Source organism: Pseudomonas sp. P1.8 (genome assembly GCF_001269805.1).
In the GTDB taxonomy this organism is placed as follows: domain Bacteria; phylum Pseudomonadota; class Gammaproteobacteria; order Pseudomonadales; family Pseudomonadaceae; genus Aquipseudomonas.
Genome location: NZ_LHVM01000014.1, coordinates 171,035 through 186,771, shown reverse-complemented (window position 1 = coordinate 186,771; position 15,737 = coordinate 171,035). Strand labels below are relative to the sequence as shown.

The window sequence follows — 15,737 nt, the reverse complement described above, 5'->3', positions numbered from 1 at the left end:
TTGCCGGCAAGGAAATTCTCATGATCAGGGACTGTTTACTGGGTGTTCTGCTGCTCGCAATGGCGGGTTCGGCGTGGGCGGCAACTGCTCGCCCGACCGCCGAAGGCCTGGTGCTCTGGCTTGATGGCGCCGACGCGACAAAAATGACGCTTAACAGCCAGAACCGGGTGCTGCGTTGGCGCGACAAATCGGGCAAAGCCAACGATCCCAGCCTGGATGACCCGGCAGCCCAATCCCTGCCGCTGCGTGTCGACAACGCCTTGTATGGTAATGCCGTGGTGCGCTTCGATGGCACTTCAGCCTTTCTGGGCAAAGCGATCCGCACGGCCAAAGGGCCGGTGAGTGTGTTTGTGGTGTACCGCCGATTGCCCGAACAGGCCGGTGGCGATACCTGGCAACGGGTGTTCAGTTCGCGTCCGGTACTGGCCGATAACGATAACGTGCCGCCGAATTTCGCCATCAGCCTGGAGCAAATCACTGCGCTGGAGCCGACGCTATCGTTTCTCGAGCTCAGCGATGTACCCATCGGCCCATACGCGGTCGCACGCAATGTTGTAGGCACCACTGAAATCTTTCGCGGTGACATCGCTGAAGTGTTGATCTATGACCGCCCCTTGGTGACGCAACAGGAGCGTCAGGGCGTGTTCGAATACCTGGCTAACAAATGGTCGGTGAGCATTCCCAAACAAGCCGACACCTGGACCCGGGTCGGCCCGCTGGGCAGCGTGCCGCAACGCACACATCCCGACCTGCCATTGTCGGACCAGGCCAATGCCGGGCGCTGGGTACTCGACCCGCAACTGTCCGATGACTTCAATGGCAGCCGTCTTGATGAGGATCGCTGGCATGTCAACAATGCCATTGGCAACGAGTCCCTGGGGCGCAAGCCGGCGTTGTTCATGCGCGAGAATGCAACGGTCGGCAACGGCAATCTCAACATCGTTTTTCGCAAGCAGACTTTGCCGGAAAAGTACGTGCGCCTGGGGTTCAAGGACTACTCCTCGGCGATGGTGCGCACCAACGAGCGCGGCTTCTACGGCTATTACGAATCCCGCGCCAAACCGATGGCATCGGCAGGCTCCAGCGCATTCTGGCTGGCATGGACCGGCCTGGAGGACAACGCTACTGAAATCGATATCTTCGAGATCACCGGCAATACCAAAAGACCCGGTATCGACCGGACGTACAACATGAACGGCCACATCTGGGCCACACCGCAAAGCAAAGAGCACGTAGCCAATGGCAGCACCTGGGTCGCGCCCTGGCGATTGGCGAGCACTTTCCATGTGTACGGATTTGACTGGCAGCCGGACACCCTGCGCTGGTACGTCGACGGTGTGTTGGTCCGTGAGTCGAAAAACACTCACTGGCATTTCCCGATGCAGATTGTCTTTGACAGCGAGGCGTTCTGGGAATGGTTTGGCGTAGTGGACGACGCCGACCTGCCTTCCACGTTCAGAGTCGACTACATCAAAGTCTGGCACCGAAACCCTTGAGGCACGTCAGACTTTGACTGAATGGCCACTATTGCCTACGCAGCCCGGCCTGTGCGCTCTAACTCACTGCGCCACCGCGCAGGCGCCATCGGCTGCACGCAGTTTGCGGGTGCTCGACAGTCGCATCGAAAACCGTGATCAGCTTCTGATGTCCCACGGCGCCGCCGGGCAATTCACCTTGGGCAACCGCAGCACCTGCGACAACGCCAACCCGCACCCGCACCCGCACCCGCACCCGCTCAAGCGTGCCGCGGGTTAGCTGCCGAAAAACTCCGGGCCGCTCTTGAAGCCAATGGCCAGGAACACCGCTATTTCCGGGTCGGTCCGCAAGCGCGGAGCATAAACTCAAGCATGATGCGGATTCCCTTTCAATGACGGTCAAAGATCCTTGGGTTCTTGTGCGGGGGCCGTATACCACTTGTTCTGGGGCACCCACTTCTCCTGTTGCGGATCGCCCAGGTAGTGCGGCGACATGATCTGTACGCCGTACTCGTTGAACACGTCCTGGATGTTGGCATGGAGCATGCTGAGTAGCACCGCGCGCGGTCGTGGCTGGCTTGGAATGGCCTGGGCCACCAGGCGGTATTCCGGGTAGAAATCCGACAATGCCGTTTGAAACACTTGCGCCGGCGGTGTTTCGAGAATGCCGGGCGTGCGCCTGGCGGCTTCCAGCAACATCCCTTCCACTTGCCGCCAAGGGGTGTCGTAACCGATGGTGACCACGGTGTCGACCACATAACCGGGGCCTTGCACCACCCGTGAATAGTTCTTGGTGACCGTGCCGGTGATCATCGAGTTGGGCAGGGTCAAGACCTCGCCCAGACCGGTGCGAATGGTGGTGGTGAACATGCCCAATTCGGTGACCGTCCCTTCGTGGTCGCCGATGCGCACGAACTCACCGGGGCGCAAGGTGCGGGTGTACGTGAGGATGAGTCCGGCAGCGGCCTGCCCGACCACGCTCGACGCACCCAGCGAGATCATCAAGCCGACCAGCACCGACAAGCCTTTGAATGCATCGGTCCCCGCGCCCGGCAGATAGGGATAGGCCATGGCCAAGGCAAAAAGCCAGATCGCCAGCGACGTCAGGCGTTGGGTCGGCTGCAGGGTTTCATGGTTGAGCCAGCTGAAGGTGCCGGGCATAGCCATGCGACGCAAGATCCGGCGCATGAACGCCGTAGCGCCGCGGGCGATGAAAAAGATCGCCAATGCCACGCCCAGGCCGGGTATCGCGCCGAGGATGCCTTGGAGTAAATAATCACCGACTTCCAGCAGATAGTTGTTGAGGCTTTCGCCCCACGGACGGGTATAGGGGAAACGCGACAGCACAAACCCCAGCCATTCATACGTCAGTAACACCACGATGACCCAGCGCAGAAACTCAAGCAGACGGCTGACCAGCGGAAAAAGAAACTTGGAGTCGAACAACGGCACCCGCCCGACCTTGATCGCTTGCGTGTGCTTGTGCATCAGTTCGGGCAGTCGCTTGAGCAACCGTCGGCGCAGAAACACCATGCACAACAGAAGCCCGAGGTAGACGCCCGTGGCGAGCAATGCCGCCGCCACCGACCGAAGGATCAACCGCAGGCTGCGGCCCTCCTGGACTTCGCCGACGACCTGACGAAGTTTTTCCGCCGCCGCTTCGGCCGCCTGTTGGGCCGATTCGTACTGGGTTTCATCGAAATCCTTGGGCGACACGATAAAGGCACGACGGCTCCCCAACAGCACCATGTAGCTTTTCAGCACAGGATCGACGGTGACACGCAGGTCATCCGCTTCATCCAGGGCTTCGCCGATAACCCCTTTGGCCCGTTTGACCCGCGAGGCCGGTGCTTCGCCAAGAATCGTCGCATGGAACACCATGATGCTGCGGTTGGCGATTTTCAGTTCAGCAGGCGCATCGATTACTTTCGGTGATTCATCGGCCCATGACAGCGCTGACCAGAACAGACCGAACACAGTCAACAATACAGCGAGCACCCCGCTCCGCATCGGTCAGTTCCTTACTTCACAAAATTCAGCTCGAAGGTTTGTATCGCAGCGTAGTTCAGCGATGAACGGTTGTCAGATTTCGCAGAAGACGGACTGGGGGAGAGAACGCAACGCTTTGTTCACCTCTAATTAGCCACGAGCACGGGCTCGTATAATTCGCAGGACGTGGAAAATCCAAAGATTGAACGAATTGATCAAGGGTGCGACGAGTGGATTTCGCCCTTTAGTTCCATCTAAAACAGCTCTGCACGACTGGCGGACATGGGTAAACCGCACACACCGTGCGCTTTGTTTAAGGAGCAAACAGACAACTTTTACGGGACTGTAGGACTCAAAGAAGAACCCTCCATGCATCGAACACGGGAAGTCAGTCGATGACCGAACACATCGTGCATTTTCACTGCCAGATCGATCAGGCAACGACCGAGCGCTTCAGGGACTGTTGTCTTGAAGCCATTGATCAAGGCGCAACGTCGCTGCTCTTGAATCTGTCCACCAGCGGTGGCAGCACCAACTTCGGGTTCACGCTTTATACCTTTCTCAAATCATTGCCGGTACCGTTATGCGCGATCAATACCGGCAACATAGAGTCGATGGGCATCATCATGTTTCTGGCGGCGGGCTTGCGCATCACTTCGCCGCATTCGCGCTTCTTGATTCACCCGATGAACTGGTACTTCAGCCAGAAATCGGTCGATCATCAACGGCTGCGCGAATACCTGTCGAGCCTGGACAACGACCTCGCGCGCTACGTGCAAATCTTCACCCTCGAAACCGCTGATGCAGCGACCAAACTCGACATTTTCCATTGCCTCTCGGCCGAGGAGAAAGTCATCGCCGCCCACGAATCCCTGGCCTACGGCATTGCCCACGAAATGAAGCAGATGGTATTCCCTGACGATGTCAAACACTGGAAAGTCAGTGGCAGTTGATGACACTGCGCTTTGGTCAAACATCCACAGGCAATGAATTTTTAGGTCAAACAGGAAGGTTTGGGCATTCCTGCTATGGTGCAATCACCGTTCATTGACGCAGGTCTGAACTCTGAACGGTCATATCCTGATAATGGTTCCCCCCGAATTTCCAGGCAGACGTTCGATGACCTCCCAGCTCTTTCAAGTTCACGGCTTAGTGAGTTTTACCCTTGCGATTCTCTTGCTTTTCCTGGGTAAAACCCTCGTACAGCACAACACTTTTCTACGTCAGTACTGTATTCCTGAATCGGTCGTGGGCGGGTTTGTCTGTGCGGCGGTAACGACCCTCCTGTATTTCGGCCTGAATGTTCAGATCGAATTCGATTTGCAGGTTCGCGATACGTTACTGCTCTACTTCTTTGCCGGCATTGGCTTGAAATCGGACATGCGTCAACTCATCAAGGGCGGGCGTCCGCTGCTGATTCTACTGTTGCTCGCCAGCGTGTTCATCGTTGTGCAAAACGCGCTGGGCATGGGTGTGGCCGAAGCCTTTGGGTTCGATCCCAAGGCGGGTTTGATGGTGGGCTCGATTTCCCTCACGGGTGGGGTCGGCACTACCCTGGCCTGGGCACCGATTTTCGTCGAAAAGCTGGGAATCAGTAATGCCCACGAACTGGGGATCGCCAGCAATACGGTCGGCCTGATTGCCGCCTGCGTGATCGGTGGCCCAATCGCCAACCAGTTGATACGCCGTTATCGTCTGACGCCTTCCGGAGATGCGGCGCTGGAAGTCGGCATTCTCGAGCAACAACCGAGCAAGGGTCTGGACTACTACGACGTACTCTGGGCCTGGATGTGGCTGAACCTGACGCTGATGCTCGGCTATGGACTCAACCTGCTGTTGGTCGATGCCGGCATTACCTTGCCAAAATTTGTCAGTTGCCTCTTCGCGGGCATCGTCATTCACCACATCGTACTGGCAGTGCTGGGTGATCAGCGGCTGAAATCCTGGAGTGGCGCCAGCCTGGGCCTGTCACTGATCTCCGATATCTGCCTGGGCATGTTCTTGACCATGGCCCTGATGGGGCTTCAGTTATGGCAACTCAGCGGCGCGTTGATGTTCATTCTGTGCGCCTTGACCCTGCAGATTCTGTTGACGGTCCTCTACACCTATTTTGTGGTCTTCCGCTTTATGGGTCGCGATTACGAAGCCAGCGTTATTGCTTCCGGGTTCGGGGGCATTACCCTAGGTTCCACGGCAACGGCCATCGTCAACATGACGACTGTGACGCAGAAGTACGGTGCGGCCCACCAGGCCTTCCTGATCGTGCCGTTGGTATGCGGCTTTTTCATCGACCTGGTCAACGCGGTGATCATCGGCATGTTCAGTGGTCTTTAGCCCCGGTATTGTTGACCTGTAGGAGCCGGCTTGCTGGCGAATCGGTCAATGCGGTGTGTCAGGCTGGACGCCATCGCTGGCAAGCCAGCTCCTACAAAGTATGGGCAGACCTCGGTTGCGTAGGAGCCGGCTTGCTGGCGAACCGGGTTATGCGGTGTGTCAGGCTGGACGCCTTCGCTGGCAAGCCAGCTCCTACAAAGTATGCAGCAGACCTCGATTGCGTAGGAGCCGGCTTGCTGGCGAAGGCGTCATCACGCCCGGCCTTGCAACCCCCCTGAACAAAAAGGCCACTCGATCGAGTGGCTTTTTTTTGTTATTCAATCGCTCGTCTAGGCCAGCTTGATCGTTCCGCCCTGGATCTCATCCCGCGCCATTCGCAAGTCATTGGCGTCCTGATGCAACTGGTGAATCAGGTTGAGCAACCGTTGACGCAGCACTTCGTCCTTGAGTTGCTCAGCTGCGCGCATCACATCGAGCGCCGCGGCCTCATTATTGGAGGCGACGGAGTCGAGCAATTTACGCATGCTTCTTGATGGCCGGTTCATCTCTGGTTTGCCCTCGCTTTTTGATGAGGGGGATCATAGGGGTTGAATGTTTCTCCTATGTTTCAGATGGATAAGAACCACACCGGGCGGGATGCGCCAGACGGAAAAATGGCGGAAGGCAGCCGGAGTCGAACCTGCCCGGGAACGGATGCCGTCCCCAACCGGGTTTGAAGCCCGGCCGCGCCACCGGGCGCGATTGCCTTCCTTGAAGTCAGGGCTCGGTGTGTTGAGCCAGTGCACTGTCCAGACGAATCTGTCGACGATCACCCATGCGTCGAGTCAAGCCGATACGGTCGAAGTATTCCAGAATCTGAATGCTGCGCTTGCGCCCCAAACCGATTGCATCGCGAAACGCCGCCACTTGAATCACCGGGTCGACGGCCGCCAGTTGCACAAGCATAGCCGCCAATCGGCGGATCATGCTGTCGGTGTAAAACAGGTCACGTACCACTTGATGCAGCAGACCCAGGCGCGCCATTTTGCGCAGCAGCGTGCGCACTTTCGATTCGTCATGCCCCAGGTTGCGCACCCATGGCGGGTCGAAACCGGCCTGTTCGAACAACGGCTGCAACTGTAGCCACAAGGCTTCGTCCGCTTCACTCAAGCGCACCTGATGCTTGGGCAGGTGCAGCCATGGCCCGCTACTGACGATGACGCCGCTGGCCAACAACTCGTCGAGCAGACTGATGAAGGTCGGGCGGTCCAGCGCCGTACCGGTAAAACGCCGGAAGCGGTCGCGGTCCGGGCCCATCTGGTCCGGTTCCGTCTGATGGAAGCGAGCGAGGTGCGCGAGGAGTGGCGCTTTTAAAGCTTCCCAACGCGTGGCGCTATACAGCAACGGGCCTTGGCGGGTTTCGATAAGACGAATGTCGCCGGGCAATACCCAGGTGCTGCGCAGTCGATTGAACTGACGCTCCACGCGCTGCGGGTCCAGTCCGGTGTCGCTCAAGGCCAACAACACCGGCAAGGTATCTTCGGGTTTTTCGCTGTTCGCCAAGGCCTGTAGTTGTTCCAGGCGTTCGGGGCTGCGCCGCTGCCGAGTGGGCGCAAACGGATCGAGCACCCGGCCGCCGCCGAGGGTGCGCTGAGCACTTTGGTCGCGCAGGATCAGCCGATCACCCTTCACGCTGTGTACAGGTGAATTGAGTAAGAGCTGCGCAAACATCCTCTCTCCGGGTGCCAGGCTGGAACCTTCAAGCAGAGCCACTCGCCCGGTCACGTCCTGCGTGCCGAGGTGAACATGAACCGGTTGAAAGTGCTCGAAAGCCCGCGTTTCGCCCGCGAGTAACTGCAGGTCGATATCCAGGCGCTGGGTTGGCGCGTAGAGCCACTCTGCAAGCAACCAGTGACCGCGATGAATCTGCTCCAGCGCCAGGCGTTCGGCGCTCAGGTTCAAGGCCACGCGTTGACCGGCAAACGCGGTGACCGCAGCCTGGTTCTGTGCATGCAATCCGCGAATGCGCACCGGCCTGCCTTGCGGTCCCAATATCAGCGTATCGCCCACCGCCACCTGCCCGGACAACGCCGTACCCGTGACCACGATACCGGCGCCAGCAATGCTGAATGCCCGATCAATCGCCAAGCGAAAACCGCCTTCGGTGCCGCGCTGTTGCACTTCTCGTTGGGCTTGTAACAGCTGTTGGCGCAAGGTTTCGATGCCTTCGCCGGTGATGCTCGACAACGCAATCAGCGGCGCTTGGGCATAGGGCCCCGGCGCTAGTAGTGTGCGAACCTGCTCTCGGACGACCTTCACTCTGTCGCCATCGACCCGATCGCATTTACTGATCGCAACGATTGCTCTGGGAATGCCCAGCAGTTCGACAATCGCCAGGTGTTCGCGGGTCTGTGGCATCACCCCGTCATCGGCGGCCACCACCAGCAACACCAGATCAATACCCTGGGCGCCAGCCAACATGTTGTGGGTGAAGCGTTCATGACCGGGTACATCAATGAAACCGGTCAGGCCCGCGCCCGGCTCCAGCGCCGCGTAGAGGTAACCCAGGTCGATGGTCATGCCGCGTTCGCGTTCCTCCCGGCGGCGGTCGCCAGCCTGGCCAGTGAGCGCCTGAAGCAAAGCGGTCTTGCCATGGTCAATGTGCCCTGCGGTGCCGACAATCACCCTGCCCGACCCTCTAGGTGCAGCTGGTCGAGCTGTGCCAGCCACGCTGGTTCGTCATCCAGTTGCCGCAGGTCCAGCCACAGGGCGTCATCGTCAATACGCCCAAGCACGGCAATCGGCAGACCTCGAAAAGCCTCTTCAAGACTCAACAAGGTGCGCCCTCGTAAACGTTTTGAGGTGAGTGGGCGCAGACACAGCGCAGCACTGGGCAGTCGTGCCACCGGTTGGCTGCCGCTGCCGATCATGCCTTGAGCCGGTAAAGCACTGACCGCCCAAGCGTCACCCAATACCTGGGCGAGCGCCGGTCGCAGGCGTTCAGCCTGGGCAAGAATTTCTTTTTGCGGACGGGTCAGCAGGCGCAGGCTCGGCAACCGCTCGGCCAAACGGTCCGGGTTGCGGTACAGGTTCAATACAGCTTCAAGGGCGGCAAGGGTCAGTTTGTCGACGCGCAGCGCGCGTTTGAGCGGGTTTTTCTTGATCTTGGCGATCAGCGCTTTGCTTCCGACAATCAACCCGGCCTGCGGCCCTCCGAGCAGTTTATCGCCGCTGAAGGTGACAATGTCCGCGCCATCGAGCAGTGCCTGACGCACCGTCGGCTCGGCAGGCAAACCCCAACGGGTCAGGTCCAACAGGCTGCCGCTGCCGAGATCTTCGAGCAGTGGCAACCCATGTTGATGGGCCAGTTGTGCCAGTTCAGCAGTCGGCACGCTCGTGGTGAACCCCTGAATGCTGTAGTTGCTGGCGTGCACACGCATGATCAAGCCGCTGCGCGGGCCGATGGCCACTTCATAGTCGCGGGCATGGGTGCGGTTGGTGGTGCCGACTTCGTGCAGCTTTACCCCGGCACGGGCCATGATGTCGGGGATGCGAAACGCCCCGCCGATTTCGATCAGCTCGCCCCGGGAGATGATGCCTTCCTTGCGCGCCCCCAGGCTGTTGAGGGTCAGCAGCACGGCGGCGGCATTGTTGTTGACCACGGTCACGGCTTCGGCGCCGGTGAGCTCGCGGATCAGGCCTTCGATCAAATCGTCGCGGTCGCCGCGCTTGCCGCTTTGCAGGTCGAATTCCAGGTTGAGCGGATAGCGGGCAGCCATTTGCACCGCATCTATCGCTTCCTCGGGCAACAACGCTCGTCCGAGGTTGGTGTGCAGGACGGTGCCGGTGAGATTGAACACCCGCCTGACATGGCTGCGATGTTGGCCGGCCAGTCGCTCGCCGACTCTGCCCGCCAGCACCTCGGGCGTGACTTCAGCCGGTGCGAGCACGCGCTGCTGAACATCTTCGCGTAGCTCGTCGAGCAATTGACGCAGGGCCGCGAGCAACGCGTCGCGCCCATAACGCTCGGCCAACGGCTGGCACGCCGCGTGACGCAACAGACTGTCAATGGAAGGCAAACGCAGGGGATGGCTGGCACCGCTGGCGGACATCTGACACTCCTGAAATCGAAAGACCGACGCGCCAGAGTGTAGACCCTGTGATCATTCGTCTCCCGGTGCCAGCAACAGATTGGGTGCCAGGCGCTGATAGCCGTCCTGGGCCAGGCGCATGTCGAGTATCAGGCTGGACAGATCCGCTGACAGCGCTTCGGCATGGGCGTAGTTTTCCAGGTACAGCAATTTCAGATACGTGTTGCAGCTGGGGCACATCTCGGCGCGCAACGGCGCTTGATTGGCGGCGTGGCGATCGTCCTCAAGGCTGAGGTAGTCCAGGCCCTTGCTCTGTTCGCAGTACACGCATTTGACCCGCACCACATGCCATTCGCAGGCACACAAGGAACAGACCAGATAGCGCAAACCGTTGTGTTTGCCCCGATTGCGGATCACCCCGGCCATGGCCGGTGAACCGCAGGCCGGGCATTGGCTGAGGCTGTCGCCGGGCTTGAGTTGCAGGTTGGGCGTGCTCAACAGCCAGTGGCTCCAGGCGGTTTGCAGGGCCGCACCGAGAAACGGCACCAACACTGCCGGTACTAGCGAATACTGGCCGCTGACCAGTGCTACCGCCCAGGCGCGTCGCTGACCGGGGCTCGCTTGGTCCAACGCTGCCAGGGCGTCGGCCACAGCGGGTTGCATCGGTGCCGGGTAGTTTTCCAACAGTGCATCGAGATACGGCTGCCAGTCGTCCTCGCGGACCAGACTGTCGGCCGCGAATGGGGGCAAGCCGTGCTGCTGGCACACCTCGATGCGTTGTTGATCCAGCGGTTCACTCGGCGGCGGGTTGTCCAGCACGTGCTGTTGCACCCGGCACACCCCGGCGATGAGGCGCAGATAATCGGCCAGTGGATGCCCCTCGGCCAGGTGTTCGAGGCGTTGGGCGCGCAGATCAAAAAGTGTGTGCGGCGGCAGGTGCAGAAACGGCGGCGAACTGGCCGCCGCTTCAATTTGTCCGGGTTCGAGGATGGTTGGCAACGGTCAGCCCTTTTTCGTGATCGGTGGTTTCGGTGCCTCGTCACGGGTCACCTCGCGGTACCAGAGTTCATGGTGCTTCTTCGCCCAAGGGCGGCTGACCCAGCCGTGCAGCATGGCGCTGACCGAACCCTTGATCCAGAGACCGGCGTAGATATGCACGATGATGCTCAGGATCAGCACAAACCCCGCCAACGCATGCAGCAACATGGCCCAGCGAATCGCGGTGATGCCGAAGTACTCGCTGAAATAGGCGCGCCAGATCACCAGACCGCTGAACAACAACACCAGCATGCACAGCAGTAAAGTCCAGAACAGCAGCTTCTGCCCGGCGTTGTACTTGCCCACCGGTGGCACGTCCTCCTCGTCGTTGGCCATCACCCGGTCTATGCGCCTGAGCCACAGGCGATCATTGGCAATGAAGAAGTTGGCGCGCCAGAAGCTGAACACCAGACCGAGGAAAAACACGAACATCAGCACGCCCATGAACGGGTGCAGAATGCGCGTCCAGGGCCCGCCACCGAACAGATTGCTCAGCCAGAACAGCGCCGGATGAAACAACGCCAGCCCGGACAACCCGGCCATGAAAAACAGAATCGCCACCAGCCAGTGATTGGTGCGCTGGTTGCTGGTGTAGCGCAGGATGGTCTTGTTACTCATGGCCTGCCCTCCCCGCGTGGATCAAAGGTGTGTACCGCCGGATCGACCTCATGCACCGAAGTGTCCAGTGGACTGGGGTGCTCATCTTCTTCGACCCGGTTCGGTCCGATGCGCACGTAGTGGAAGAACCCGGCCAGCACCGCAGCGCCCATGGCCAGCAGCGCCAGGGGTTTGCTGATGCCTTTCCACAATCCCACCAAGGGGCTGATCGCCGGATGATCAGGCAGCCCGGCATAAATCCGTGGCGTGTCGGCGTGGTGCAACACATACATAACGTGGGTACCACCGACGCCTTCGGGGTCGTACAAGCCAGCATTTTCAAAGCCGCGACTCTTGAGGTCGACGATGCGCTCGGCAGCGTGTTCCTTCATGTCGTCTTTGGTGCCGAATACGATGGCGCCGGTCGGACAGGTTTTCACACAAGCAGGCTCCAGCCCCACTGCCACGCGGTCCGAACACAACGTGCATTTGTAAGCCTTGTGATCTTTTTGCGAAATGCGCGGAATGTTGAACGGGCAACCGGTGATGCAGTAACCGCAACCGATGCAATGATCCTGATCGAAATCGACGATGCCGTTGGCGTGCTTGATGATCGCCCCCGGGCTGGGGCACGCCGCCAGGCATCCGGGTTCGGCACAATGCATGCAGCCGTCCTTGCGGATCAGCCACTCCAGGTTGCCGGCGTCGGTTTCGTGCTCGGTGAAGCGCATCAACGTCCAGGTTTCCGAGGTGAGGTCTTGCGGATTGTCGTAGGTGCCATGGTTATGGCCGACCTCGTCGCGCAACTCGTTCCATTCCGAGCAGGCGACCTGACAGGCCTTGCAGCCGATGCATTTGGTGGTGTCGATCAGCTTGGCGACTTCGGCCACGCCGCGCACCGAGGGCGCGGGTGTGGTGGTGGCCGAGCGGGCGATGATGTCTTGGCTGGCCATTTAGACTTTCTCCACGTTAACCAGGAATGACTTGGATTCCGGGGTCTGTGTGTTGCCATCGCCGAGGAACGGCACCAGGGTGTTGGTCAGGTAGCCGTGTCGCGTGAGGCCGGTAAAGCCCCAGTGCAACGGGATACCGATCTGGTGCACCACCTGATTGTTGACCTGCAGCGGACGAATCCGCTTGGTCACCACCGCCACCGCTTCAATGAAGCCACGCTTGCTGCTGACCCGCACCCGGTCACCGGCGACGATGCCTTTTTCCTTTGCCAGCACCTCGCCAATTTCAACGAATTGCTCCGGTTGGCTAATCGCGTTGAGCTTGCAGTGCTTGCTCCAGAAGTGGAAATGCTCGGTCAGCCGGTAACTGGTGGCGGCGTATGGGTAATCCTTGGCCACGCCGAGGGTCTCCCATACCGAATCGAAGATTCGCGCTGCCGGGTTGCTGGTGGCTTTCTTGTTTTGCGGATGCAGCGGGTTGATGCCGATTGGTGTTTCGAACGGCTCGTAATGCTCGGGGAACGGGCCTTCGTTCATCTTGTCGACGGCGAAGAACCTCGCCACGCCTTCGGGGTTCATGATGAACGGATTCATCCCCGCTTCCGGCGCCACGTCAGCCTTGTAGTCCGGCACATCGGTACCGCCCCAGGCCTTGCCGTTCCACCACACCAGGCGTTTTTTCGGATCCCACGGCTTGCCGGACAGGTCCGCCGAAGCTCGGTTGTAGAGAATCCGTCGATTAGCCGGCCAGGCCCATGCCCAGCCTTGATGCTGATGCATGCCGAACGGATCGTTGTTGTCACGGCGCGCCATCTGGTTGCCCATCTCGGTCCAGCTGCCGCAGAAAATCCAGCACCCGGATGCCGTGCTGCCGTCGTCCTTGAGTTGACCAAACCCGGCCAGTTGCGCGTTGCCCTTGATGGCGGCGCCAGTGACGTCGGTGAAATCCGTCGTGGCATAGCCGTTGATTTCCTTGGCCAGTTCTTCAGGCGAAGGCTCGTGAGCAATCTTGTACGGCCACGACAGTTTCAGCATCGGATCGGGGTATTTGCCGCCCTCTTTCTCGTAGCGCTGGCGCAGACGCAGGAACAACTCACTCATGATCCGAATGTCAGTGCGCGCTTCGCCAGGGCCATCGGCGCCCTTCCAGTGCCATTGCAACCAGCGACTGCTGTTGACCAGCGAACCGTCCTCTTCGGCAAAACAGGTGGTGGGCAGGCGAATGACTTCGGTCTGGATCTCGGCACTGTTGACGTCGTTGTACGGACCGACCTTTTGCCAGAACTCCGAGGTTTCAGTGGCCAGCGGATCCATCACCACCAGCCATTTGAGCTTGGCCAGCGCCACCATCACCCGGTTCTTGTCGGGCAGCGCGGCGATGGGGTTGAAGCCCTGGCACATGTAGCCGTTGACCTTGCCCTGGCCCATCAGGTCGAACACCTTGAGGATGTCGTAGTTGGGAATGTCCAGCTTCGGCAAATAATCGTAGGCCCAGTTGTTCTCCACCGTGGCATTGGCGCCGTACCAGGCTTTCATCAGGCTGACATGGAATTTTCCGTAGTTCTGCCAGTAGGACAGCTGCCCCGGCCGCAACGGTTTTTGCGTACGCTTGACGATGTAGGCGTTGTAATCCTGCTCGGTATCGGTAGGCAGCGTCAGGTAGCCGGGCAGTGAGTTCGACAGCAAGCCCAGGTCGGTCAGGCCCTGGATATTGGAGTGCCCGCGCAAGGCATTCACACCTCCGCCCGGCATGCCGACGTTGCCCAACAACAGTTGCACCATCGCCGCGCTGCGAATGATCTGCGCGCCAATCGAGTGCTGGGTCCAGCCCAGGGCATAGAGGATCGTCATGGTCTTGCCCGGTTGCGAGCACGTGGCGATCTCTTCCCAGATTTTCTGCATCGCATCGACCGGCATGCCACAGATCTGGCTCGCCAACTGGATGTTGTAGCGGCTGTAATGCTGCTTCATCAGTTGATAGACGCAGTGCGGGTCTTGCAGGGTCGGGTCGACCTTGGCAAAGCCGTCCTCGCCCAACTCATAGCCCCACCCGGACTTGTCGGTGTACGTGCGCTTGGCGGCGTCATAGCCGCTGAAGATCCCGTCCTCGAAGCCATACCCGGCTTTGACGATGAACGACACATCGGTGTAGTTGCGCACGTACTCGTGCTGGATCTTGTCCTCGGTCAGCAGGTAATTGATCAGCCCGCCCATGAAGGCGATGTCGGTGCCGGTGCGGATCGGCGCGTAATAGTCGGCCACCGAAGCGGTCCGGGTAAAACGCGGATCGACCACGATCAGCCGCGCATTGTTGTGCGCCTTGGCTTCGGTCACCCATTTGAAGCCGCACGGATGCGCTTCTGCTGCGTTGCCGCCCATCACCAGAACCAGATTCGCGTTAGCGATATCGGTCCAGTGGTTGGTCATGGCACCACGGCCGTACGTCGGGGCAAGACTTGCCACCGTCGGGCCGTGTCAGACACGCGCCTGGTTATCAAACCCCAGAATGCCGAGACTGCGAATGACTTTGTGGGTGACGTAGCCCGCTTCGTTGGATGCCGCCGAGGCCGCGAGGAAACCGGTGGTGAGCCAGCGGTTCACCGTTTGGCCCTGGGCGTTTTTCTCGATGAAGTTGGCGTCGCGATCGGCCTTCATCAGGTCGGCGACGCGATCCAGTGCTTCGTCCCAGGAAATGCGCGTCCATTCGGCGCTGCCGGGCTTGCGCACTTGCGGGTATTGCAGACGACCGGGGCTGTGAATGAAATCCAGCAGGCCTGCGCCTTTGGGACAAAGGGTGCCGCGGTTGACCGGGTGGTCGGCGTCACCTTCAATGTGAATGATATTTTGCGCGACATTCTTCGCATCATCGCCCTGGCTGTACATGATCAAACCGCAACCGACCGAGCAATACGGGCAGGTGTTGCGGGTTTCATGGGTGTGGGCGAGCTTGAAATGACGCACCTGTTCGGCAAAGGCTGCCGTCGGGGCCATGCCCAACGCGCCCAGGCTAGAGCCTGCAAGGCCGATACCGGCGACCTTGAAGAACTGACGACGGCTGAGATCCATCGTGCACTCCTGATCAGGTGGAACCCGGTACATGGCCGGGTCTTTTTGAACAACCACGGTTGCGGCAGTCTGTCTGCCGACACTTGAACTTTAGCCAATGCTGTCGAATTCACCATGACAACCGACCGTCGGACAAAATCAGCTTGCTGCGAAGATCCTTGTTGGAGCGAGCCTGCTCGCGATGGTGTCTCAGTTGACACCACCGTATCTGACCC

The 15,737-nt window shown here is 59.7% G+C and carries 12 protein-coding genes and 1 tRNA gene; 4 read left to right on the top strand and 9 right to left on the bottom strand.

What is annotated here, in order from left to right; genetic code table 11:
* Window positions 1-20: 20 nt before the first annotated feature.
* Complete coding sequence (locus AD668_RS15350; protein WP_172681827.1) at window positions 21-1,496, top strand: family 16 glycosylhydrolase; 1,476 nt, start codon at window positions 21-23, stop codon at window positions 1,494-1,496.
* A 31-nt stretch (window positions 1,497-1,527) separates the two neighbouring features.
* Window positions 1,528-1,755 carry a hypothetical protein gene (locus AD668_RS29500; RefSeq protein WP_156322349.1) on the top strand — a complete coding sequence of 76 codons (228 nt, stop codon included), beginning with the start codon at window positions 1,528-1,530 and terminating at the stop codon, window positions 1,753-1,755.
* A 119-nt stretch (window positions 1,756-1,874) separates the two neighbouring features.
* Here AD668_RS29500 and AD668_RS15345 read toward each other — a convergent pair whose 3' ends face one another.
* Window positions 1,875-3,485 (bottom strand): mechanosensitive ion channel family protein, encoded by a 1,611-nt coding sequence (locus tag AD668_RS15345; protein ID WP_053160196.1) that lies wholly within the window; start codon window positions 3,483-3,485, stop codon window positions 1,875-1,877.
* Between the two features lie 374 nt (window positions 3,486-3,859).
* Here AD668_RS15345 and AD668_RS15340 point away from each other — a divergent pair, with 374 nt between their 5' ends.
* A complete protein-coding gene (locus AD668_RS15340) occupies window positions 3,860-4,417 on the top strand; it encodes an ATP-dependent Clp protease proteolytic subunit (RefSeq protein ID WP_053160195.1) in 558 nt (185 codons plus the stop codon).
* 166 nt (window positions 4,418-4,583) lie between these two features.
* A complete protein-coding gene (gene gltS / locus AD668_RS15335) occupies window positions 4,584-5,798 on the top strand; it encodes a sodium/glutamate symporter (RefSeq protein WP_053160193.1) in 1,215 nt (404 codons plus the stop codon).
* A 329-nt stretch (window positions 5,799-6,127) separates the two neighbouring features.
* Here gltS and AD668_RS15330 read toward each other — a convergent pair whose 3' ends face one another.
* The 8 genes from AD668_RS15330 to fdnG all read right to left on the bottom strand — a co-directional run bounded on the left by AD668_RS15330 (window position 6,128) and on the right by fdnG (window position 15,522).
* Window positions 6,128-6,343: a hypothetical protein gene (locus AD668_RS15330; RefSeq protein WP_053160191.1), complete on the bottom strand. Its 216-nt coding sequence runs from the start codon at window positions 6,341-6,343 to the stop codon at window positions 6,128-6,130.
* Between the two features lie 109 nt (window positions 6,344-6,452).
* Window positions 6,453-6,548: transfer RNA gene (locus AD668_RS15325), tRNA-Sec, on the bottom strand.
* A gap of 6 nt (window positions 6,549-6,554) precedes the next feature.
* A complete protein-coding gene (gene selB / locus AD668_RS15320) occupies window positions 6,555-8,462 on the bottom strand; it encodes a selenocysteine-specific translation elongation factor (RefSeq protein ID WP_053160189.1) in 1,908 nt (635 codons plus the stop codon).
* Entirely contained in the window at window positions 8,459-9,889 is a 1,431-nt protein-coding gene (gene selA / locus AD668_RS15315) for an L-seryl-tRNA(Sec) selenium transferase (RefSeq protein ID WP_053160187.1), read from the bottom strand. Before selA ends, selB begins: the two co-directional genes overlap by 4 nt.
* Before the next feature lie 51 nt (window positions 9,890-9,940).
* Window positions 9,941-10,867 carry a formate dehydrogenase accessory protein FdhE gene (gene fdhE / locus AD668_RS15310; RefSeq protein WP_053160185.1) on the bottom strand — a complete coding sequence of 309 codons (927 nt, stop codon included), beginning with the start codon at window positions 10,865-10,867 and terminating at the stop codon, window positions 9,941-9,943.
* 3 nt (window positions 10,868-10,870) lie between these two features.
* The gene (locus AD668_RS15305; protein WP_053160183.1) at window positions 10,871-11,524 is read right to left on the bottom strand and encodes a formate dehydrogenase subunit gamma; all 654 of its coding nucleotides are present in this window, start codon (window positions 11,522-11,524) and stop codon (window positions 10,871-10,873) included.
* Entirely contained in the window at window positions 11,521-12,456 is a 936-nt protein-coding gene (gene fdxH / locus AD668_RS15300) for a formate dehydrogenase subunit beta (RefSeq protein WP_053160181.1), read from the bottom strand. Before fdxH ends, AD668_RS15305 begins: the two co-directional genes overlap by 4 nt.
* The gene (fdnG, locus tag AD668_RS15295; protein ID WP_156322348.1) at window positions 12,457-15,522 is read right to left on the bottom strand and encodes a formate dehydrogenase-N subunit alpha; all 3,066 of its coding nucleotides are present in this window, start codon (window positions 15,520-15,522) and stop codon (window positions 12,457-12,459) included.
* Between the last annotated feature and the right edge of the window lie 215 nt (window positions 15,523-15,737).

What these genes read in the sequence shown, in the direction of transcription:
- AD668_RS15340 (WP_053160195.1), top strand. Translation starts at nt 3,860, where the DNA reads ATGACCGAACACATCGTGCATTTTCACTGCCAGATCGATCAGGCAACG.
- AD668_RS15345 (WP_053160196.1), bottom strand. Translation starts at nt 3,485, where the DNA reads ATGCGGAGCGGGGTGCTCGCTGTATTGTTGACTGTGTTCGGTCTGTTC.
- selA (WP_053160187.1), bottom strand. Translation starts at nt 9,889, where the DNA reads ATGTCCGCCAGCGGTGCCAGCCATCCCCTGCGTTTGCCTTCCATTGAC.
- AD668_RS15305 (WP_053160183.1), bottom strand. Translation starts at nt 11,524, where the DNA reads ATGAGTAACAAGACCATCCTGCGCTACACCAGCAACCAGCGCACCAAT.
- AD668_RS15350 (WP_172681827.1), top strand. Translation starts at nt 21, where the DNA reads ATGATCAGGGACTGTTTACTGGGTGTTCTGCTGCTCGCAATGGCGGGT.
- AD668_RS15330 (WP_053160191.1), bottom strand. Translation starts at nt 6,343, where the DNA reads ATGAACCGGCCATCAAGAAGCATGCGTAAATTGCTCGACTCCGTCGCC.
- fdxH (WP_053160181.1), bottom strand. Translation starts at nt 12,456, where the DNA reads ATGGCCAGCCAAGACATCATCGCCCGCTCGGCCACCACCACACCCGCG.
- gltS (WP_053160193.1), top strand. Translation starts at nt 4,584, where the DNA reads ATGACCTCCCAGCTCTTTCAAGTTCACGGCTTAGTGAGTTTTACCCTT.